21 protein-coding genes and 1 tRNA gene are annotated in these 19,902 nt (G+C 48.7%); 20 read left to right on the top strand and 2 right to left on the bottom strand.

Going from position 1 to position 19,902, the window contains the following annotated elements; all coding sequences use genetic code 11:
- The first annotated feature begins 2 nt into the window (after positions 1-2).
- The 13 genes from OFAG_RS01895 (at position 3) to OFAG_RS01835 (ending at position 10,196) form a co-directional block, all read left to right on the top strand.
- Positions 3-917: an ABC transporter ATP-binding protein gene (locus OFAG_RS01895; protein WP_005878640.1), complete on the top strand. Its 915-nt coding sequence runs from the start codon at positions 3-5 to the stop codon at positions 915-917.
- Between the two features lies 1 nt (position 918).
- Positions 919-1,680, top strand: coding sequence for an ABC transporter permease (locus OFAG_RS01890; protein WP_005878638.1), 762 nt, complete (start codon positions 919-921; stop codon positions 1,678-1,680).
- A gap of 80 nt (positions 1,681-1,760) precedes the next feature.
- Positions 1,761-3,014, top strand: coding sequence for a UDP-N-acetylglucosamine 1-carboxyvinyltransferase (gene murA / locus OFAG_RS01885; protein WP_005878636.1), 1,254 nt, complete (start codon positions 1,761-1,763; stop codon positions 3,012-3,014).
- Positions 3,011-3,709: an ATP phosphoribosyltransferase gene (gene hisG / locus OFAG_RS01880; protein ID WP_005878634.1), complete on the top strand. Its 699-nt coding sequence runs from the start codon at positions 3,011-3,013 to the stop codon at positions 3,707-3,709. Before murA ends, hisG begins: the two co-directional genes overlap by 4 nt.
- Positions 3,710-3,713: 4 nt before the next feature.
- Positions 3,714-5,030, top strand: coding sequence for a histidinol dehydrogenase (hisD, locus tag OFAG_RS01875; protein WP_005878631.1), 1,317 nt, complete (start codon positions 3,714-3,716; stop codon positions 5,028-5,030).
- Between the two features lie 34 nt (positions 5,031-5,064).
- A complete protein-coding gene (gene hisC, locus OFAG_RS01870) occupies positions 5,065-6,144 on the top strand; it encodes a histidinol-phosphate transaminase (protein WP_005878629.1) in 1,080 nt (359 codons plus the stop codon).
- Positions 6,145-6,161: 17 nt separating this feature from the next.
- Positions 6,162-6,758, top strand: a complete 597-nt coding sequence (hisB, locus tag OFAG_RS01865; RefSeq protein WP_005878627.1) for an imidazoleglycerol-phosphate dehydratase HisB — start codon at positions 6,162-6,164, stop codon at positions 6,756-6,758.
- A 48-nt stretch (positions 6,759-6,806) separates the two neighbouring features.
- Positions 6,807-7,445 (top strand): imidazole glycerol phosphate synthase subunit HisH, encoded by a 639-nt coding sequence (gene hisH, locus OFAG_RS01860; protein ID WP_005878625.1) that lies wholly within the window; start codon positions 6,807-6,809, stop codon positions 7,443-7,445.
- A gap of 52 nt (positions 7,446-7,497) precedes the next feature.
- Positions 7,498-8,265, top strand: a complete 768-nt coding sequence (gene hisA / locus OFAG_RS01855; RefSeq protein WP_005878623.1) for a 1-(5-phosphoribosyl)-5-[(5-phosphoribosylamino)methylideneamino]imidazole-4-carboxamide isomerase — start codon at positions 7,498-7,500, stop codon at positions 8,263-8,265.
- Positions 8,266-8,296: 31 nt separating this feature from the next.
- Entirely contained in the window at positions 8,297-9,055 is a 759-nt protein-coding gene (hisF, locus tag OFAG_RS01850; RefSeq protein ID WP_005878620.1) for an imidazole glycerol phosphate synthase subunit HisF, read from the top strand.
- The gene (gene hisI / locus OFAG_RS01845) at positions 9,052-9,450 is read left to right on the top strand and encodes a phosphoribosyl-AMP cyclohydrolase (RefSeq protein WP_005878618.1); all 399 of its coding nucleotides are present in this window, start codon (positions 9,052-9,054) and stop codon (positions 9,448-9,450) included. The genes hisF and hisI overlap by 4 nt, the downstream gene beginning before the upstream one ends.
- On the top strand, positions 9,447-9,791 hold the full coding sequence (locus OFAG_RS01840; protein WP_005878615.1) for a phosphoribosyl-ATP diphosphatase: 345 nt from the start codon (positions 9,447-9,449) through the stop codon (positions 9,789-9,791). The genes hisI and OFAG_RS01840 overlap by 4 nt, the downstream gene beginning before the upstream one ends.
- A 33-nt stretch (positions 9,792-9,824) precedes the next feature.
- Positions 9,825-10,196 (top strand): histidine triad nucleotide-binding protein, encoded by a 372-nt coding sequence (locus OFAG_RS01835; protein ID WP_005878614.1) that lies wholly within the window; start codon positions 9,825-9,827, stop codon positions 10,194-10,196.
- A gap of 45 nt (positions 10,197-10,241) precedes the next feature.
- On the opposite strand, the gene OFAG_RS01830 is transcribed toward OFAG_RS01835, so the two are convergent.
- The gene (locus OFAG_RS01830; protein WP_020994733.1) at positions 10,242-11,402 is read right to left on the bottom strand and encodes a Do family serine endopeptidase; all 1,161 of its coding nucleotides are present in this window, start codon (positions 11,400-11,402) and stop codon (positions 10,242-10,244) included.
- 15 nt (positions 11,403-11,417) lie between these two features.
- Between OFAG_RS01830 and OFAG_RS01825 the strand changes: the two genes are divergently transcribed.
- The 5 genes from OFAG_RS01825 to OFAG_RS01800 all read left to right on the top strand — a co-directional run bounded on the left by OFAG_RS01825 (position 11,418) and on the right by OFAG_RS01800 (position 15,480).
- Positions 11,418-12,185 carry a Nif3-like dinuclear metal center hexameric protein gene (locus OFAG_RS01825; RefSeq protein ID WP_005878613.1) on the top strand — a complete coding sequence of 256 codons (768 nt, stop codon included), beginning with the start codon at positions 11,418-11,420 and terminating at the stop codon, positions 12,183-12,185.
- A 239-nt stretch (positions 12,186-12,424) separates the two neighbouring features.
- Positions 12,425-13,036: a glutathione S-transferase N-terminal domain-containing protein gene (locus tag OFAG_RS01820; protein ID WP_005878609.1), complete on the top strand. Its 612-nt coding sequence runs from the start codon at positions 12,425-12,427 to the stop codon at positions 13,034-13,036.
- A gap of 22 nt (positions 13,037-13,058) precedes the next feature.
- On the top strand, positions 13,059-13,442 hold the full coding sequence (locus tag OFAG_RS01815) for a ClpXP protease specificity-enhancing factor (RefSeq protein ID WP_005878607.1): 384 nt from the start codon (positions 13,059-13,061) through the stop codon (positions 13,440-13,442).
- A 23-nt stretch (positions 13,443-13,465) separates the two neighbouring features.
- A tRNA-Thr gene (locus OFAG_RS01810) sits at positions 13,466-13,541 on the top strand.
- A gap of 421 nt (positions 13,542-13,962) precedes the next feature.
- Positions 13,963-15,480, top strand: coding sequence for a succinate CoA transferase (locus tag OFAG_RS01800; RefSeq protein WP_005878605.1), 1,518 nt, complete (start codon positions 13,963-13,965; stop codon positions 15,478-15,480).
- A 67-nt stretch (positions 15,481-15,547) separates the two neighbouring features.
- Here the strand turns inward: OFAG_RS01800 and OFAG_RS01795 are convergent, their stop codons facing one another.
- Positions 15,548-17,635: a sensor domain-containing phosphodiesterase gene (locus OFAG_RS01795; protein ID WP_231371648.1), complete on the bottom strand. Its 2,088-nt coding sequence runs from the start codon at positions 17,633-17,635 to the stop codon at positions 15,548-15,550.
- A 375-nt stretch (positions 17,636-18,010) separates the two neighbouring features.
- Between OFAG_RS01795 and kdpF the strand changes: the two genes are divergently transcribed.
- Positions 18,011-18,103, top strand: a complete 93-nt coding sequence (gene kdpF / locus OFAG_RS13185; protein WP_020994731.1) for a K(+)-transporting ATPase subunit F — start codon at positions 18,011-18,013, stop codon at positions 18,101-18,103.
- Positions 18,100-19,893 carry a potassium-transporting ATPase subunit KdpA gene (gene kdpA, locus OFAG_RS01790; protein WP_005878602.1) on the top strand — a complete coding sequence of 598 codons (1,794 nt, stop codon included), beginning with the start codon at positions 18,100-18,102 and terminating at the stop codon, positions 19,891-19,893. Before kdpF ends, kdpA begins: the two co-directional genes overlap by 4 nt.
- Positions 19,894-19,902: the final 9 nt, after the last annotated feature.

Below are 19,902 nucleotides of genomic sequence, written 5' to 3'. Positions count from 1 at the left end.
ATATGAGCGCCATCGATATCTGTCAAATCAATAAAAGTTATCGATCTCTTCATGCTTTGAAAGAAGTGTCTTTTACCATAGATGAAGGCGAGTTTTTCGGATTGCTTGGTCCGAACGGAGCAGGAAAAACAACGCTGATATCCATCATGGCAGGACTTGTTCGCGCCGATTCCGGGAGTATTCGTATATTGGGACATGATGTTGTAACCGATTACCGGAATGCCAGAAAAAAACTCGGCGTCGTTCCGCAGGAACTGGTTTTCGATCCTTTTTTTACAGTTCGCGAAACCTTAAGGCTCCAGTCAGGCTATTTCGGGCTGAAAAAGAATGATGACTGGATTGATGAAGTCATGGCCAATCTCGATTTGACCGACAAGGCCGATGTCAATATGCGTGCGCTGTCCGGTGGCATGAAACGACGCGTCCTTGTCGCACAGGCACTGGTGCACAAGCCGCCAGTTATCGTGCTGGACGAGCCGACTGCCGGCGTGGATGTCGAACTCCGACAAACTCTGTGGCAATTCATCGGCCGTTTAAACCGCGAGGGACACACGATTGTATTGACGACACACTACCTGGAAGAAGCCCAAACCTGGTGCAACCGGATAGCCATGCTGAAAAACGGCAGCGTAGTCGCACTCGACACGACAGAAGCGCTGCTCCACAGGGTATCCGAATCGCAATTGATTCTCCGGCTCGACAATCAGGACTTGCCCGACTCGCTCAAGCCACTGATTTCGCAATGCGATATATCGCCCGCTTACCGGACATGGACGCTGCACATCCAGCATTTTACCGATATCGAAAAAATACTGACCGAATTGCGAAAACATCATATCGCCATAAACGACTTGCAATTCAGGCAACCCGATCTGGAAGACGTTTTTTTACAAATCATGGATACCCGACAAAACTGACGTGTCTGCCATTACTTTTCAAACCCTCTTTTTCAAAGAAGTGCTGCGATTCCTGAAAGTCGCGACACAAACCATTACGGCTCCGATCGTAACCGCACTGCTTTATCTGCTGATATTCGGACATGCTCTGGAAGATTATGTCCAGGTATATCCCGGAGTAGGCTATACGACATTTCTTGTTCCAGGACTGGTCATGATGAGTCTTTTGCAGAATTCGTTCGCCAATTCCTCCTCTTCGCTCATTCAGTCGAAAATAAACGGGAGCCTTGTTTTTATACTGCTTGCGCCCATTTCCCACTGGCAACTGTATCTGGCTTACATGCTGGCGGCAGTCGTCCGGGGATTGACCGTCGGCATCGGCGTCTTCATCATGACGGTCTGGTTCACCCAACCTGCGTTTCATTCACCGGTCTGGATTCTGTCTTTTGCCTTTCTGGGTTCGGCCATTTTAGGGACTATGGGCATCATTGCCGGAATCTGGGCCGACAAATACGACCAGTTAGCCAGTTTTCAGAACTTTCTTATCATGCCAGCCACTTTTTTGTCAGGCGTTTTCTATTCCCTTCATTCGCTGCCTGTTTTTTGGCAGCGGATTTCCGAATTCAACCCGTTTTTCTATCTGGTAGATGGATTCCGGTACGGTTTTTTCGGACATTCGGATATCAACCCATGGACAAGTTTCACGATAGTGAGTATCTTTTTTTTCCTTTTGGCGCTTTTAGCCGTGCATTTATTGCAAAAAGGATATAAATTGCGCTTTTGATATTGGCACAGATTTATTCCGGGTAAAACGGATATCACGGCTGTTTTCGAGTATAAACATCGCTATTCAAGATTTTCCAAATGGACAAGTTAATCATTAACGGTGGTAACCGCCTTCATGGCGAAATTCCGATTTCCGGCGCGAAAAACGCGGCCTTACCCATTTTGTGCGCGAGCTTGCTGACAGCTGACGATATCGAGCTGACCAATGTACCCCACCTGAAAGACGTCCAGACCATGCTGACATTGTTGCAGCAAATGGGCGTAACCGTCAAAAAAGACGGCAATAAAATAGTTATGAACGGCAATACCGTTCACAATTTCAATGCACCCTACGAGCTGGTGAAAACAATGAGGGCTGCAATTCTGGTCCTGTGTCCGCTCGTTGCCCGTTTCGGGGAAGCCAAAGTATCGCTCCCGGGAGGTTGCGCTATCGGTTCACGTCCGGTTGAACAACATATCAAGGGACTGCGGGCGCTGGGCGCCGAAGTGGAAATCAAGGCTGGCTATATTTATGCAAAAGCGAAAAAACTCAAGGGTACGCGTATCGTTACGGACATGATTACCGTCACAGGAACGGAAAATCTGCTGATGGCCGCTACGCTGGCGGAAGGCGAAACCGTCATCAAAAATGCCGCACGCGAACCGGAAGTCACCGATCTGGCCCATTTGCTTGTCAAAATGGGCGCCAAAATCGAAGGAATCGGAACAGACAGGCTTGTCATTCACGGCGTAGAACGGTTACATGGCGCCAGACACGACGTTATTCCCGACCGGATCGAAACCGGAACGTTTCTCTGCGCCGTTGCAGCAACAGGCGGTGATGTCACATTGACCAAAACGCGCGATAATATACTCGAGTCGGCTTTAAACAAAATTCGTGAAATGGGCGCAGACATTTCGGCAGGTGCCGACTGGATCCGCATTAAAATGGAAAAACGTCCCAGGGGAGTCAATTTCAGAACGACGGAATATCCCGGTTTTCCAACCGACATGCAGGCCCAGTTCATGGCGGTGAACTGTCTTGCCGATGAAGCAACCCATGTCATTGAAACTATTTTTGAAAACCGCTTCATGCATGTACAGGAACTGAACCGGTTGGGAGCACGCATCAAAACCGAAGGCAACACGGCTTTTATCTCGGGAGTGGGCAAACTGGTCGGTGCGCCGGTTATGGCAACGGATTTGCGCGCTTCAGCCTCACTGGTCATTGCCGGTCTGGCTGCACAGGGTGAAACACAAGTCAACCGGATTTATCACCTTGACCGCGGTTATGACCGGATGGAAGTGAAATTGACCGCCGTGGGCGCCGATATCAAAAGAGTAAAACAATGAATCAGACAGAAGAAAAACCATCACAGGAATTGATCCTCGCCCTTTCAAAAGGGCGGATTTTCGAAGAAACGATGCCGCTCCTGAAGGCTGCGGGCATCACGGTGCTGGAAGACCCGGAAACGTCCCGCAAACTGATTCTGCCGACCAACAAGCCTCAAGTCCGCGTGATCATTGTCCGCGCAACAGACGTCCCGACTTATGTGCAGTATGGAGCGGCCGATTTCGGTGTAGCCGGCAAAGACGTGCTTCAGGAAAACGGCAGTACCGGCCTGTACCAGCCTATCGATCTGCAAATTGCAAGATGTCGCTTGTCGGTTGCCGTCAGAAAAGATTTCGATTACGAAAAGGCCATCCGTCAGGGAGCACGCCTGAGAGTTGCCAGTAAATACGTACAGGCTGCCAGAGAACACTTTGCCAAAAAAGGAATTCATGTCGATATCATCAAGCTCTACGGTTCAATGGAACTGGCGCCGCTTGTCGGACTTTCCGATGTAATCGTCGATCTGGTCAGTACCGGCAACACCCTAAAAGCGAACAATCTGGTAGAGGTCGAGCAGATTCAGGAAATCACGTCCCGCCTGATCGTCAATCAGGCCTCGCTCAAACTGAAGCGCCAGATGCTGCAACCTATACTGGATGCATTCAGACTGGCTTCGACCGATCCGGAACCCGATACACAAACTGCACAAGGGTAAAATCATGACCGTTCAAATCCGCAAGCTGTCAACAACTCAACCTGATTTTCAAAAGCAGCTGACGAATGTACTGGCTTTTGAAGAAAAAGAAGACGAATCCATCAACACGGTTGTCGCCAATGTTCTGGCTGATGTCAAAAATAATGGCGACAAGGCTGTTCTCGAATATACCCGGCGTTTCGACCGGCTCTCCGTCAGCACCGGCGCAGAGCTGGAAATCCCGGAAGCGGAATGCGAAGCGGCTCTGGCTTCACTGGCTCCCGAACGCCGGTTAGCATTGCAGGCAGCGGCAAACCGCGTCCGGAAATACCATGAACGCCAGAAACTTTCCTGCGGCAGCGATGGCTTCACCTTTACAGATGAAGACGGTACTTCCCTTGGGCAAAAAGTGACGCCTTTAGACAGTGTCGGCATCTATGTTCCCGGTGGGAAAGCAGCTTATCCGTCTTCTGTCCTGATGAATGCGATCCCTGCCAATGTTGCCGGTGTATCCGAAATCGTGATGGTCGTACCGACTCCGGACGGTGCGAGAAACGAACTGGTGCTGGCCGCCGCAGCCTTGTCGGGCGTGACACGGGTCTTTACGGTCGGCGGCGCACAGGCTGTCGGCGCGCTTGCCTACGGAACCGAAACCATTCCGTCTGTCGATAAAATTGTGGGGCCCGGTAACGCTTACGTCGCTGCCGCAAAACGCCGCGTTTTCGGTACCGTCGGAATCGACATGATTGCGGGGCCATCGGAAATTCTCGTCATTTGCGACGGAACGACCGATCCTGACTGGGTCGCTATGGATCTCTTCTCGCAGGCAGAACATGATGAAATGGCCCAATCCATCCTGATTTCACCCGATGCCGCTTACCTCGATCGTGTCGATGCCAGCATCCGGAAACTGTTGCCCACCATGAGCCGCAGGGAAATTATCACCAAATCGCTTTCGTCAAGAGGAGCGATGATTCACGTGCAAAACATGGAAGAAGCGTGCGAAATAGCCAACCGGATCGCACCGGAGCATCTGGAAATTTCAGCGGAAAACCCGCAACATTGGGCAAACCTTATCCGTCATGCAGGCTCGATCTTTCTGGGACGTTTCACTTCCGAAGCGCTCGGCGATTATTGTGCCGGGCCCAACCACGTATTGCCGACATCGAGAACGGCCCGTTTTTCATCGCCGCTTGGCGTTTACGATTTCCAGAAACGCTCCAGTCTTATTTGCGTCAGTGAAAAAGGAGCGCAAACCCTGGGTGAAATCGCTGTCGAGCTGGCAACGGGTGAAGGTCTGGAAGCTCACGCCCGCAGCGCCGGCCTGAGGCTGCAAAAGTAAGGTCGCGCTAATTTTATGAAAAACACGCTATAACATGTCTTTAATCGATCAAGTTATACGGCCGGATATCCGGGCCATGTCGGCTTATGCTGTCGCCCATTCAGACGGTTTCCTGAAACTGGATGCCATGGAAAACCCGTATCCGTTGCCGGAAAAATTGAAAGCAGCGCTTGCCAAACGTTTGTCGGAAGTTGCGCTGAACCGCTATCCGGTTCCTTCATACACCGGCCTGAAAACCAGAATTCGCCAAAAAATGGGCGTCCCTGATGGCTACGATGTCATACTCGGAAACGGTTCTGACGAACTGATTTCCCTTATTGCACTGGCTTGTGCAAAAAAAGACGAGCCGGCAAAAATCGTTACCCCAGTGCCAGGTTTTGTCATGTACGCGCTTTCCGCACAGTTCGCGGGTATGGAATTTATCGGTATTCCGTTAAAGCCTGATTTCAGGCTCGATATTGAAGCCATGCTTTCGGCAATAGAAAAGCATCGTCCCACCGTCGTTTATCTTTCACAACCGCACAATCCGACAGGTACCCTGTTTGATGAAAAAGAGGTGACAAGTATAATCGGCGCCATGAGTGGCAAGGGTATCGTTATCAGCGATGAGGCATACCAGCCTTTTGCAGAAGCGAGTTTTATGTCGAAACTGCCGGAGTATCCGAACCTCGTCGTCATGAGGACGGTTTCAAAACTCGGTCTGGCCGGCATCCGGCTCGGTTATATGTCGGCCATCCCGGAATTGCTTGCTGAATTCGACAAGGTCCGGCCGCCCTACAACGTCAATGTTCTGACAGAAGCGACGGCCGAATTCGCCATGGATCATATTGACGTTTTCAACCATCAGGCCGCCATTATCCGTTCCGAACGTGAAAAACTGGCTGTAGCGCTCGACAAACTGCCGGGAATCGAGGTCTTTCCGTCCAGGGCCAATTTTCTGCTGATCCGTGTGCCAAAAGCGGGCGAAGTTTTTGAAAAATTGCTTGCCCGTAAAGTTTTGATCAAAAATATGGGTAAAATGCATACACTTCTTCAGAATTGCTTGCGAATTACCGTCAGTTCCCCGGAAGAAAACAAAATATTCTTAGACCAGTTTAGTGCCTGTATACAATAATTATTTCAGAATACACTATGTCAGCGCCCAGAACAGCAGAAGTCATCCGCAATACCAACGAGACGAAAATCCGTGTGGAAATCAATCTGGATGGCAACGGCCGGCAAAACCTTGCCACCGGTGTTCCTTTTCTCGACCATATGCTGGATCAAATTGCCCGTCACGGCCTGATTGATTTGAACGTGCAGGCACAGGGCGACTTGCATATCGACGATCACCATACCGTCGAAGACATCGGTATCGCGATCGGGCAGGCGCTGTTTCAGGCCGTTGGAGACAAGAAAGGCATCCGTCGCTACGGGCACGCCTACGTGCCGCTTGATGAGTCCTTGTCCAGAGTCGTCATTGATTTTTCAGGTCGTCCTCATCTGGAATTTCATGTACCGTTTGTCAGGGCGAATACCGGCCGTTTCGATCTGGATCTGGTACGCGAGTTTTTTCAGGGACTCGTCAATCATGCCAAAATCTCGATGCATATAGACAATTTGCGTGGAGAAAATGCGCATCATCAGTGTGAAACCGTTTTCAAGGCTTTTGGACGCGCCTTGCGCATGGCTGCTGAACTGGATCCAAGAGCGACGAATATCATTCCTTCCACCAAAGGTACACTATAAGCGGATGCCGGTGTCGTCTGTTGTCCACATTCTGATCTGACAATCCATATGAAAAAAATAGTTGTTGTTGACTACGGAATGGGAAATCTGCGTTCGGTAGCGCAGGCCCTCCGAGCTGTTGCACCGGAAGCGGACGTGCTTGTCTCCGGCAATGTAGCCGATATCGGAAAAGCGGAACGCATCGTTTTGCCCGGTCAGGGGGCCATGCCTGACTGTATGGCTTCTCTGGAAGAATCCGGTCTGAAAGAGGCGTTGCTTGAAGCGGCCCGCCATAAACCAGTCTTCGGCGTTTGCGTTGGCGAACAAATGCTCTTCGACTGGAGCGAAGAAGGGGAAACGAAAGGTCTTGGCCTCTTTCCCGGCAAAGTCGTACGGTTTCAACTCGACAACCGGCTTCAAAAAGACGGTTCACGTTACAAAGTTCCCCAGATGGGATGGAATCAGGTCAGCCAGTCCCGTTCCCACCCTTTATGGAAAGGAATCGACGATAACAGCTTTTTTTACTTTGTACACAGCTTCTATGCTGTTCCTGATCATTCCGAACACATCGTCGGCAATACTGAATACGGCATTCGCTTTTGCAGTGCCATTGCTCATGAAAATATTTTTGCAACCCAGTTCCACCCTGAAAAAAGTGCAACGGTCGGTCTTCAGCTTTACAGAAATTTCATCCACTGGAATCCCTGATATCTGATCGCTCTCTGCTTGTTCAATCCTATTTTCAAATTTCGTTTTTACCATGTTGCTTATTCCTGCTATTGATTTGAAAGATGGTTCCTGTGTACGTCTCAGACAAGGCGATATGGACCAGGCTACTGTATTTTCAGAAGACCCTGCCGAAATGGCATTACACTGGCTTGAACAGGGCGCCCGACGGCTTCATCTGGTCGATTTGAACGGTGCATTTGCCGGAAAACCGGTCAATGAAGCCGCCGTTAAAGATATCATCCAGGTAGTACAGGATTTTGCAGCGGATAACGACCTGGACGAAATTCCAGTGCAGCTGGGAGGAGGAATCCGCGATCTCGACACCATCGAACGTTACCTGGATCACGGCCTGTCCTACGTTATTGTCGGAACGGCAGCCGTCAAAAATCCGGGTTTTCTTCAGGATGCCTGTGGTGCCTTTCCTGGCCAGATTATCGTCGGCCTCGACGCAAAAGCGGGAAAAGTGGCGACAGATGGCTGGAGCAAGCTGTCCCGTCATGATGTCATTGAACTCGGGAAAAAATATGAAGGTTATGGCGTTGAATCGATCATTTACACCGACATCGGTCGCGACGGCATGATGGGCGGAGTCAACATTGAAGCAACAGTCAAACTGGCCCGCGCCGTAAAAGTGCCGATTATTGCATCCGGCGGCGTCCACGACCTGAAAGACGTCGAAGCGCTCTGTGCCGTGCGAAATGAAGGTATTGAAGGCGTCATTTGCGGCCGATCCATTTATGAGGGCACCTTGAACCTGGAAGAGGCTCAAATCCGTGCCGACGAACTGTCGGAACTATAAGACGCTGTCAAACCAATGGGAAAAACAGCTTATGTTGACCAAACGAATCATTCCATGTCTTGACGTAACGGCAGGCCGGGTCGTCAAAGGCATCAATTTTGTCGAATTGAAAGACGCAGGCGATCCGGTCGAAATCGCCCGTCGCTATAACGATCAGGGCGCGGACGAATTGACCTTTCTGGATATCACCGCTTCCAGCGACCAGCGTGATCTTATCCTCCATATTATCGAGGATGTTTCTTCGCAGGTTTTCATTCCCCTGACAGTAGGAGGCGGTGTTCGTACCGTTGAAGACGTCAGACGGCTGCTGAATGCAGGGGCCGATAAGGTCAGCATCAATACATCTGCCGTCACCAACCCGCAGCTGGTGGCCGACGCTTCATCCCGTTACGGTTCACAATGCATCGTCGTGGCCATTGATGCAAAACAGGTAGCGCCGGGTAAATGGGAAATATTTACCCACGGCGGCCGTAATCCCACAGGACTGGAAGCCGTCTCCTGGGCAAAAAAGATGGAACAGCTCGGCGCCGGAGAGATTTTACTGACCAGCATGGATAAAGACGGAACCAAAAGCGGTTTTGATCTTGAACTGACTCGTGCCATATCCGATGCCGTCAATATTCCTGTTATTGCTTCCGGAGGGGTAGGTAACTTGCAGCATCTTGCAGATGGCATCCGGAAAGGACATGCCGACGCCGTTCTGGCCGCCAGTATTTTCCACTATGGTGAATACACGATACAGGAAGCCAAAAAATTCATGTTTGATCACAACATTCCGGTACGCTTATGAAAGCCCAGAATTGGTTGAACGTTATCCGATGGAATGAACAGGGACTCATTCCGGTTATTACCCAGGAAGCTTCCACTCATGAAGTCCTGATGCTGGCCTGGATAAACCGCATGGCACTTGAGGAAACGCTTCGTTGCGGTGAAGCAGTGTACTGGAGTCGCTCAAGAAAAAAGCTTTGGCACAAGGGCGAAGAATCAGGTCATGTACAAAAAATCGTCGATATCAGGCTGGATTGCGACAATGATGCATTGCTGTTTCTGGTAGAGCAAACCGGAATGGCTTGCCATACTGGAAGGCATGCCTGTTTTTATCAGCAACTTCAAACTACTGCAGAAAACAGGGACTGGATCGCTGTCGATCCTGTTTTGAAAGATCCCAAGGAAATTTACAAATGAATGATATCCTGACACGAGTCGCTTCCGTCATTGAATCCCGGAAGATCGCAAATGGCGGTGATCCACAGAAATCCTATGTCAGCAGCCTGTTTGCCAAAGGCGATGACGCCATTATGAAAAAGGTAGGTGAAGAAGCGACTGAAACGGTCATGGCGGCCAAGGATGCACGCAACAACATGCCGAAGTCGAAAATCGTCTATGAATGTGCCGATCTCTGGTTTCACTCCATGATTCTTCTGGCACAATTCGGTTTGACGCCGGATGACGTTCTAAACGAACTGGCGCGGCGGGAAGGTATTTCCGGAATCGAGGAAAAAGCGTCCCGCAAAAAGACGCGTTGATGTTTGCATAGCCAAAACTGGAGAGAAACGACAATGGATGATTGTATTTTCTGCAAAATCGTAAAAAAAGAACTGCCTTCCACCCTCGTTTTTGAAAACGAGCGAATCATGGTCTTCAAGGACATTCATCCCGCAGCGCCTGTTCATCTGCTAATCATTCCCAAAAAACATATTCCCACTCTGTCGCACTGCACTGATCATGACGCTTCCCTTTTGGGCGAAATGATGGCGCTGGTACCCCGGCTGGCACGTGAACAGGGAATGGAAGTAACCGGCGCTGAAACAGGGACACCACAAGGCGGTTTCAGAGTGGTTATCAACACCGGGCCGGATGGCAAACAGGACGTCTATCACCTGCATATCCATCTGATGGGTGGCCCACGGCCCTGGAAAACGCCAAACTGAACCATACATATTGAAAAAGGCATCCTATCAATGCCTTTTTCTCTTTTACTGGCTCTGTCCATCCAGCCGTTTCTTTGATGGCCGCTTGCCGACGACAATTTCCAGCGGAATCTCTTTGGCATCGCGTAAAACCGTAACGCGCGCCTTGCTTTCCGGCTGCAACTGTGCAATCAGATTGAACATCTCCGCCATATTGGAGATCGGTTTCTCGTCAACGGACACCAAAATATCCCCCGGGCGAATACCTGCCTTGTCTGCCGGACCGTTTTTAAGAACCGCGGCAATAATCACGCCTTCTTTCTTGCTGAGCGAGAGGTTATCTGCCAGTTCAGGCGTGATATCTCGCGGTTCGACACCGATCCATCCCCTGACGACCTGTCCTTTTGTAATGATGGAATCCATCACGGTTTTGACAGTCGAAACCGGAATGGCAAAACCGATGCCCAATGATCCTCCACTTCGCGAATAAATGGCCGAATTGATGCCCAGAAGGTTGCCGCTGGTGTCAATCAGCGCGCCTCCCGAATTACCGGGATTGATTGCCGCATCGGTCTGGATAAAATTCTCGTAGATGTTGATTCCGAGCTGGCTTCGTCCAAGCGCAGAAATAATTCCCATGGTAACGGTCTGTCCCACCCCGAAAGGATTGCCTATCGCCAAAACAACATCGCCGACCTTCGCATCATCGACATTCCCGAATGTAACTGCCGGCAAATCCGGCAAATCGATTTTAATAACAGCCAGATCCGTTTCCGGATCGGTTCCCACCAGCCTGGCGGCCGCTTTTCTGCCGTCTTCAAAAGCCACTTCGATCTGGTCGGCTGTTTCCACGACATGGTTGTTCGTTAATACATACCCGTCATGCGTCGCTACCACCCCCGATCCCAGACTCATCTGTTTTTCGGTATCGTTGAACCGTTCGCCAAAAAAGCGTTTCAGAAACGGATCGTCCAGTAGCGGACTCTGCGGCTGCCTGACCTCCTTGCTTGTATAAATATTCACTACAGCCGGCATGGCACGTGAAACGGCGTCCCGATAGGATGCCTGTGCCGGAACGATATCGGACACACTCCCTCGAACCGATGAATCCGGAGTAAACGGTTTTCTGTTCAGCTCCAGCCACTCAGGCTTCAAAGTTATCACAATGAACCAGATCGCCAGACAAACTGTTATAGTTTGAGCAAACAACAGCCAAAGACGTCGCATGATATGAACAATAAAATGGGTCAAAAAACAGTAGACAGAAACGAAGTCATTAAATTTCTGGCAGACGTATTAAAAATTTCCCTTATTCGTGATTATTGTCCAAATGGACTGCAAGTGGAAGGCAAATCCCGAATTTCATCCGTTGTCAGTGGCGTAACCGCCAGTCTTGCCCTGATTGAGGCGGCAATTGAATTAAATGCCGATACCCTTCTGGTTCATCATGGCTATTTCTGGCGCAACGAAAATGAATGCATTACCGGTCCCAAACAAAAACGGATCAAAAAGCTTTTGACTCATGACATAAACCTTCTGGCTTATCATCTTCCGCTCGACTGTCATCCCGAACTGGGTAATAACGTCCAGCTGGCAAAACTCCTTAACTTTGGCACAACGGGCCGATTCGGCGAAAACGAGCTGGGATGGCTGGGAAAAGCGGCCGATCCTGAAATAGTGACTGTCGCCAACCTTGCCAAACTAATTGAAACAAAACTGGGCCGCAAACCTCTGGTTATCGGCAATCCTGCAAAAAAACTGGGAAACATCGGCTGGTGCAGCGGTGCAGCGCAGGATCTGTTGCCCGCTGCCGCACAGGCCGGCGCAACAGCCTATCTATCCGGCGAAATTTCGGAAAGGACCGTACATGAAGCCCTCGAATACGATATAGCTTATCTGGCATGCGGTCATCATGCTACGGAACGATTCGGCATACAGGCACTCGGCAATTTACTTGAAGAACAGTTCGGCATCGCTCATACCTATGTCGAAATCGACAATCCGGTCTGATACCCCTGGCACACAAGGCTGATTCTCAGAAAACCGGCACCCTCTTTAAAAGCGAATTACACTACTTTATAATACGCAGCTACATGTATTGTTGCCAACCTGGTCAATTTTTCCGGTTACAGGGTTGTTTTTGCTTTATTTTCCAGGAACCGGCTCTCTTCTTTTTTGATACGCCGGCAGACAATGCAATCCACCGCATTCATAATTTGATTATTCTCTTCTGCAAAAGGAACAATATCATGATGGTTCTCTATTCAGGAACGACTTGTCCTTTCTCACAGCGCTGCCGTTTTGTGCTTTTTGAAAAAGGCATGGACTTCGAAATCAGAGATATCGACCTCTTCAACAAGCCGGAAGAAATATCTGCAATGAATCCGTATGGACAGGTTCCCATTCTGGTAGAGCGGGAACTCATTCTCTACGAATCCAACATCATCAACGAATACATCGATGAACGTTTTCCTCATCCCCAGCTGATGCCGGCAGATCCCCTGATGCGTGCCAGAGCCCGTCTAATGTTGTTCAATTGCGAAAAAGAACTTTTCATTCACGTCAATACGCTTGAAAACGACAAATCTGAAAATGCCGTTGTCAATCATGAAAAGGCCCGTACTCAAATCCGTGAATATCTGACCGCCCTGTCTCCGCTTTTCCAGAAGAGCAAATATGTTTTGGGAGATGAATTTTCCATGCTGGATGTCGCTCTGGCTCCTTTGCTTTGGCGTCTGGATTATTACGGCATTGAACTTTCCAAAACGGCAGCCCCGCTGATGAAATATGCGGAACGGGTTTTTTCCCGTCCAGCCTATATCGAAGCACTGACTCCGCCTGAAAAAGTCATGCGTCGTTAACCGGATATTAACGGGATTGATTATGGCAGAAATTTCAACGAAACCTTACCTGTTGAGAGCCATTCATGAATGGTGCACCGATAGCGGCTATACACCTTATATCGCAGTCAAGGTGGGTGTCTCGGCAAAAGTACCCTTGCAGTTCGTTCGCGACGGACAAATTGTACTGGACATCAGCTACGAAGCGACAAGTGCCTTGACGATGGATAACACGGCTATACAGTTCAAGGCCAGATTTGGAGGTATTCCCCAGGACATCTATATTCCTGTAGAAAACGTCGCTGCCATTTATGCAAGTGAAAACGGTCAGGGTATGGGCTTCGAACCGACAGAACCTGAATCCGGAACAGAAGCGACTTCCAAAGAAGAACCAGTAAAAAAACCTACCTTAACCCGAATAAAATAAGCTAAAATACTTGCTTTTCCAGTGCCGGCTTAGCTCATCCGGTAGAGCACATGATTTGTAATCATGGGGTGGCGGGTTCAAGTCCTGCAGCCGGCACCATTTTCCGGTACTACGACAATACGCGTTTCTGAACTGTGTAAGGTCGACTCAATAACTTAAAACAGTAATTCTTTCTATTTCCGATAATTATTGATTTTAAAAAGCCACTTTAGAAACTAACAATGCCGTTTTTATCGCTCATTACGGTAAAAAAATCGTTGACAGCAAATGATTTTTTTACCGTAATGGTATGCGTTTTGACAATCCGGTGATATACTTCGGCGATTTCAGCTTCTGGAATTTTGTATCGCCTGGCGATCGGGTATGCCAGAAGTTCAGATACTCGTATTACCTGGATTATCATTACTGCTGAATCGTAAATGACCGAGGGCGGCAACCTTATCCGGTGCCTGCTTTTAAATAAACTTCGTCCTGAATAATCGGGTTATACAGGGTAAATTTTTTATCTGAACGGGGTGTCATGAATATAGATGTTTTACAAAAACGTATTCGTCTGCCTAAATTAAGAGAAAAGGTGACTAGTGCCGAAGCGGCAGCCGAACATGTCAAAGACGGCATGACCGTAGGTATGAGCGGTTTTACACTGGCAGGATGCGTTAAGAGCGTGCCACACGCCATAGCTAAAAAAGCGGCCACCCGACCGTTGAAAATCTCGCTGCTAACCGGTGCTTCTCTTGGTAACGATGTCGATAGCGCGCTGACCAATGCCGGTGTTCTGGCACGACGGTCGCCATTTCAGACAGACCGTACATTACGTAACGCCATTAACCGCGGCGAAATCATGTATGTCGACAATCATCTGTCAGAAACGGGTGAGCAGTTGCGCCGTCAACAGGTTAAACCAGTCGATGTCGCCATTATTGAAGCTGTCTCCATTACCGAGTCCGGGGAAGTCATTCCAACGGCATCGGTTGGCAACAATGAAATTTTTGCGGCACAGGCGAACAAGGTTATCATTGAGGTCAACCTGGCTTATTCGCTGGAAATGGAAGGCGCCCACGACATATACTGTGCCAGCCATTTTCCGAACGCCAGTCCAATCGGCGTCATGTCACCCAGAGACCGCATAGGCAGCATCGGCATCCCTGTTCCCCCCGAAAAAATCGTTGCCATCGTTATCACTGACGAAATGGACACACCATCCCAGAATCTTCCTCCGGACGCTGAGACGGCCCAGATCGCCGGACACCTTATTGATTTTTTCAAAAATGAAATCCGTCACGGACGTCTGACAGAGAGTCTGCGCCCGCTGCAATCCGGTATCGGCACGATTGCCAATGCGGTTATGTCCGGTCTTCAGACGGGACCGTTCAGCCATTTGACAATGTATTCCGAAGTATTGCAGGATTCGACTTTCGAACTGATTGATGCCGGTATGATGGATTTCGCTTCAGCTACCGCTATCACTCTTTCCGATCAGAAAAGCCGGGAAGTGTTTGGCAATTTCGGGCGGTACAAAGACCATGTGGTGATTCGCCCACAGCGAATTTCAAATCACCCGGAAGTCATTCAGCGGCTGGGTATTATAACTATCAATACAGCACTTGAAGCCGATATCTACGGACACGTCAATTCGACCCATGTGATGGGAACCCATATGATGAACGGAATTGGGGGTTCGGGCGATTTCACACATAACGCCCATACTGCTGTTTTCGTTACCAAATCCGTTGCCAAAAATGGCGTGATTTCCAGTATCGTGCCAATGGTGCCGCATGTCGATCATACAGAACACGACGTCGATATTCTGGTAACTGAAGTCGGCCTGGCTGATTTGAGAGGCCTGGCTCCCCGTGAACGCGCCCAGACTATCATCAACAACTGCGTCGAGGGTGAATACAAAGACATGCTGAAAGAATATGTCCGGGAAGCCAACCTGAGAGGTGGCCAAACGCCTCACGTACTGGAAAAGGCTCTTTCATGGCATCAGCGCCTGCATGAAACCGGTTCCATGAAAGAAACGGCCAAAGCCGGATGATACCTGCATAAAAAATGCCCGAATGAATATTTCATGTCGGGCATTTTTTTTCATCGCTGCACAAGCTTCATCCGGAATTTCCCGTACCACGCATATATTTTTTCTCGAACGACTCGACATCAATGGGACGTGAATAAAAATATCCCTGCCCATAATCGCATCTGAATTGCTTTAAAAGTCTGTGCTGTTTTTCGGTTTCAACTCCTTCTGCCAGCGAAGAAACATCATGCATTTCATTGCAGATATTGATGGAATGTTTCAACAAAATCCGCGATTTCTCATTACTCTCGATCTCGTCAACGAGCCGTTTGTCTATCTTGATGAGATCGAAATCAATAAGGGTCAAAATAGCGAAATCAGAATATTGTGAACCGAAATCATCGAGTGACAGACTGAACCCGGCATTCCGGATTGCCTTTGCCAGCGATATCAACGTTTCAGTCGTCATTTCACTGATACTTTCTGTGACTTCAACATCGATCAAATGATGTGGAACGGCATATTTTCTGCAAACTGCGATAAGCTTTTCGACAATATCGTCCTCCATCAAAGTAATACGGGACAAATTGACCGAAACAGGAACCAGTCTGTATCCTCTGTCACGCCAGTCCGACAGCACCTGACAAACTTTTTCCAATGTAAAAAAGTCAATATGTCTGATGATATTTTCCGCTTCGAAGAGAGGAATAAAGCGGGACGGCATCACCAGCTTTCCGGTCGCATCCTGACGACGTATCAGCGCTTCTGCGCCAGAAAGCTCCATAGTCTTGAGATTGACTTTCGGCTGGAGATGAATGAGATAGTCTCCCGCTTTAAGGGACGCAATCAATTTGACCGTTATATCTGCACGATAAGAAAGATTACTCTGTCTTGTCGAGCTGTAATAAGACTGCTTGTTGATATACATGAGTTTATCGGCATAGGAAATCAGTTCGGAAATGTTGAAATCATCGGATTTCCAGGTTGCACCGAATGAAACATTGCAGTCTTTAGCCCCATCGACCAGACGATGAAGCTTTGCTATGCGGCCATCGAATTGGTCTTTCCCGATATTGACTCCAAAAGCGATAAATTCATCTCCGCCGATACGGAAAACATGGTTTTCAAAAACCATGTTGAGGATTTCAGCTGTTTTGGCAATCAGGCGATCGCCATATACATGTCCGTATTTGTCGTTCGCTTCTTTCAAACCGTTAATATCGAGAAAGACAATACCAACCGACTTCGGCGATTCCTCTTCCATTCCCCGCAAAAACCGGATGTACTTGTTGCGGTTTCCAAGTCCCGTCAATGCGTCGGTATAGCTGAGATACTCCAGCTGCTGAAGGATTTTCCTTTTTTTGACATCCGTCTGGATAAAATAGGTAATGGAATTCAACAAAGAAAAATCGCTTGTATAAGCGCGTGGATTGTCGATTCCCAGAAAACCGATGATTTTGCCCTCATCCATCAAGGGAGCGGCCATCAGACTTTCTATGTTCTGAGCAGCAAGCACTTCATATTCGGGGTCTCCCGCTTCGCCTAACATATCCAGAGATGAAATCGCAAAATAACCTTTCAACCTGAACTGTCTGAGCCAGTGCTCAATGATTTCCATAGGTACATTCTGGAGATTTTCAAGCTGTGGTTTCACCTCACCGTTGCACCATTCATAAGTGTTGTTGATGATTGCGTTGTTATAATCGCATTCAAAAATGTAAGCCCGATCAGCTTTATGGAAAATTCCGATAGTCTGCAACAGGCGATTGATGGCGACATCAATATCAGGCTCTGTCGAAAGATCACGAATACATTGCAGCAGAATTTCTTCGATCTGAAGTTTGCGTTCGATATTCTTGCTGGCAATTTCCTTATTGGTAATATCGGCGCAGATTTCAAGACGCGCGTGCCGTCCGTTCCATGAAATCAGCTTGTCTTTAAGAAGATAATACCGGTTAACCAGCGGATTCAGATATTCCCACGTGTAAAAAGAATCTTCCTTGAGACGCGCATTTGTGCAAAATGTACAGGGTTCATTCCGGTTCTGCAGCAACTTGTAGCATTTGCCTTGTTTGAAATCCTCGATCCCGAACAGTCTCGATCCCTTTTTGTTTATATAGAGCAATTCATAGGTTTCAACATCCGCTACGTAAATGAGATCCTCGATCTCATCCATGATTTTTTGAACTATCTGTTCGTTAAACATCGAATCCGCCTGTGAACCAAATCAGTTATCTTGCAAAAAAGATCAACCTGCAAATTTCCGGAACCAACTGGCGAAAATCTCAATCCAGTATTGAAAAAATAACGTCAAAGACAACACTATATCTCCTGTTTCTCCCAACAGATATTGTTTTTCTGTCTTTTCCCGTTTTTCACTCCTCGCGACAACCTATTTTATCTTGATATTTTCCTGATATCCACACGGCAACTCTTGTCGGTCTTTTGATTTCTTTTTTTCTAGGATGTGGACTGAAACCATCGTGTTTTCGACAAAAGACCCAAAACGCTGTCCATAAAAAACAGAAAATCCGAACAGGAGGTAACCATCATGTTCTGGCTGCACGTTCTGGCTGCCATTCTTGCTACGCTGCTATTTGTTTACCTTGTCGCCGCTTTACTGTATCCGGAGGACTTATCATGACAAGTCAGTCCCTATTACTGATCACTTCGTTTGTGGCCGTTCTTCTCGTGCTCAGTTGGCCACTGGGAAGAATGATCGATGCCGTTATGAACGGCCGTTTCAAATGGGGCAAGTACATTGAACAACCCGTCTATCGTCTTCTTGGGATCAATCCGGAAACAGAAACCGGCTGGGTTTCCTATTGCATCGGCCTGGTCATTTTCAATGTACTGGGTGTTATAGCAGTATTTCTGATCCAGCGTCTGCAACTGTTTCTGCCTTTCAATCCACAGGACATGGTCAACATTTCCGTTGACTCCTCAGTCAACACCGCCATCAGCTTTGTCACCAATACCAACTGGCAGGGCTATGGCGGCGAAACGACCATGAGTTATTTCACGCAGATGACGGCATTGACTGTACAAAACTTTCTGTCGGCTGCAACCGGTATTGTCGTGGTCATCGCTCTTATCCGTGGTTTTGTCAGACGTTCTGCCAAAACCATCGGGAACGTATGGGTCGATCTGACCAGAACGACTTTGTGGATTCTCATTCCGCTGTCAGCCATCTTCGCTCTTCTTTTGGCAAGCCAGGGCGTCATACAAAATCTCTCGCCTTATACAGAAGTTCAGACAATTGAAACGCAGACCTGGCAGGAACCTGTCAAAGATCTCAACGGTGAAATCGTTCTGGACAAAGAAGGGCAACCGGAACTTGAAGCAAAAAGTTCCACCACCCAGACGTTGGCCATGGGGCCGGTAGCATCCCAACTTTCCATCAAATTGCTGGGAACAAACGGAGGCGGTTTTTTCAATACCAATTCAGCCCACCCCTTTGAAAACCCAACACCACTTGCCAATTTCATGGAAATGCTGTGCATTTTCCTGATCCCCGCCGCGCTGTGTTTCACGTTCGGAAACATGGTGGCTGACAAACGTCAGGGCTTCGCCATTTTTTCAGCCATGTTTGTCATGTTCATCATTTTTGCACTGGGCGTCACTTATTTCGAACAAATGGGTAATCCTCACTTTTCGACTTTGGGAGTCGATCAGTTATCAAGCGTTGCTCAGGCCGGAGGCAATATGGAAGGCAAGGAAGTCCGTTTCGGCATTTCGGCCAGCAGCCTGTTCGCAGCGATAACAACAGGCGCATCCTGCGGTGCTGTCAATGCCATGCTCGACTCGTTCACCCCGCTTGGTGGTGCGGTTCCCCTGATTCTGATGCAACTGGGTGAAGTTGTCTTCGGCGGCGTTGGCACCGGTTTATACAACATGCTGGTTTTCGCCATCATGGCCGTGTTTATCGCCGGCCTCATGATCGGGAGAACGCCGGAATACCTGAGCAAAAAAATCGAGGTATTCGATATGAAGATGGCTTCCATCGCTATCCTGATTACCCCGATCGTTGTTCTTTGCGGTACGGCACTGGCAACCATGACAGAAGCAGGCCGGGCAGGCATCCTGAATCCGGGACCACATGGATTCAGTGAAATTCTCTATGCTTTCACCTCTGCCGCAAACAACAATGGCAGCGCCTTCGCCGGCCTTTCCGTTAATACGCCTTTCTACAACTACACCCTGGCAGTGGTCATGTGGCTTGGCCGATTCGGCGGAATCATCCCGGTACTGGCCATTGCCGGCTCAATGGCCGCCAAAAAACGCATTGCGGTTACCGAAGGCACCTTGCCGACACATGGGCCACTTTTCGTCACCCTGCTCATCATAACGGTTCTCCTGATTGGCCTGTTGAACTACGTCCCTTCACTGGCATTGGGACCCGTTGTCGAACATCTGATGTTGTGGGCGAATTAAGGAACAATC

This window comes from Oxalobacter paraformigenes (genome assembly GCF_000158475.2).
Classification (GTDB): domain Bacteria; phylum Pseudomonadota; class Gammaproteobacteria; order Burkholderiales; family Burkholderiaceae_D; genus Oxalobacter; species Oxalobacter paraformigenes.
Note: the sequence above shows the minus strand (reverse complement) of the source record. Positions and strands in the feature narration are given on the sequence as shown.

Bases quoted from the DNA above. Each gene is read 5' to 3' on its own strand.
- OFAG_RS01895 (WP_005878640.1), top strand. From the start codon at position 3: ATGAGCGCCATCGATATCTGTCAAATCAATAAAAGTTATCGATCTCTT.
- murA (WP_005878636.1), top strand. From the start codon at position 1,761: ATGGACAAGTTAATCATTAACGGTGGTAACCGCCTTCATGGCGAAATT.
- hisG (WP_005878634.1), top strand. From the start codon at position 3,011: ATGAATCAGACAGAAGAAAAACCATCACAGGAATTGATCCTCGCCCTT.
- hisD (WP_005878631.1), top strand. From the start codon at position 3,714: ATGACCGTTCAAATCCGCAAGCTGTCAACAACTCAACCTGATTTTCAA.
- hisC (WP_005878629.1), top strand. From the start codon at position 5,065: ATGTCTTTAATCGATCAAGTTATACGGCCGGATATCCGGGCCATGTCG.
- hisB (WP_005878627.1), top strand. From the start codon at position 6,162: ATGTCAGCGCCCAGAACAGCAGAAGTCATCCGCAATACCAACGAGACG.
- hisH (WP_005878625.1), top strand. From the start codon at position 6,807: ATGAAAAAAATAGTTGTTGTTGACTACGGAATGGGAAATCTGCGTTCG.
- hisA (WP_005878623.1), top strand. From the start codon at position 7,498: ATGTTGCTTATTCCTGCTATTGATTTGAAAGATGGTTCCTGTGTACGT.
- hisF (WP_005878620.1), top strand. From the start codon at position 8,297: ATGTTGACCAAACGAATCATTCCATGTCTTGACGTAACGGCAGGCCGG.
- hisI (WP_005878618.1), top strand. From the start codon at position 9,052: ATGAAAGCCCAGAATTGGTTGAACGTTATCCGATGGAATGAACAGGGA.
- OFAG_RS01840 (WP_005878615.1), top strand. From the start codon at position 9,447: ATGAATGATATCCTGACACGAGTCGCTTCCGTCATTGAATCCCGGAAG.
- OFAG_RS01835 (WP_005878614.1), top strand. From the start codon at position 9,825: ATGGATGATTGTATTTTCTGCAAAATCGTAAAAAAAGAACTGCCTTCC.
- OFAG_RS01830 (WP_020994733.1), bottom strand. From the start codon at position 11,402: ATGCGACGTCTTTGGCTGTTGTTTGCTCAAACTATAACAGTTTGTCTG.
- OFAG_RS01825 (WP_005878613.1), top strand. From the start codon at position 11,418: ATGGGTCAAAAAACAGTAGACAGAAACGAAGTCATTAAATTTCTGGCA.
- OFAG_RS01820 (WP_005878609.1), top strand. From the start codon at position 12,425: ATGATGGTTCTCTATTCAGGAACGACTTGTCCTTTCTCACAGCGCTGC.
- OFAG_RS01815 (WP_005878607.1), top strand. From the start codon at position 13,059: ATGGCAGAAATTTCAACGAAACCTTACCTGTTGAGAGCCATTCATGAA.
- OFAG_RS01800 (WP_005878605.1), top strand. From the start codon at position 13,963: ATGAATATAGATGTTTTACAAAAACGTATTCGTCTGCCTAAATTAAGA.
- OFAG_RS01795 (WP_231371648.1), bottom strand. From the start codon at position 17,635: ATGGATGAGATCGAGGATCTCATTTACGTAGCGGATGTTGAAACCTAT.
- kdpF (WP_020994731.1), top strand. From the start codon at position 18,011: ATGTTCTGGCTGCACGTTCTGGCTGCCATTCTTGCTACGCTGCTATTT.
- kdpA (WP_005878602.1), top strand. From the start codon at position 18,100: ATGACAAGTCAGTCCCTATTACTGATCACTTCGTTTGTGGCCGTTCTT.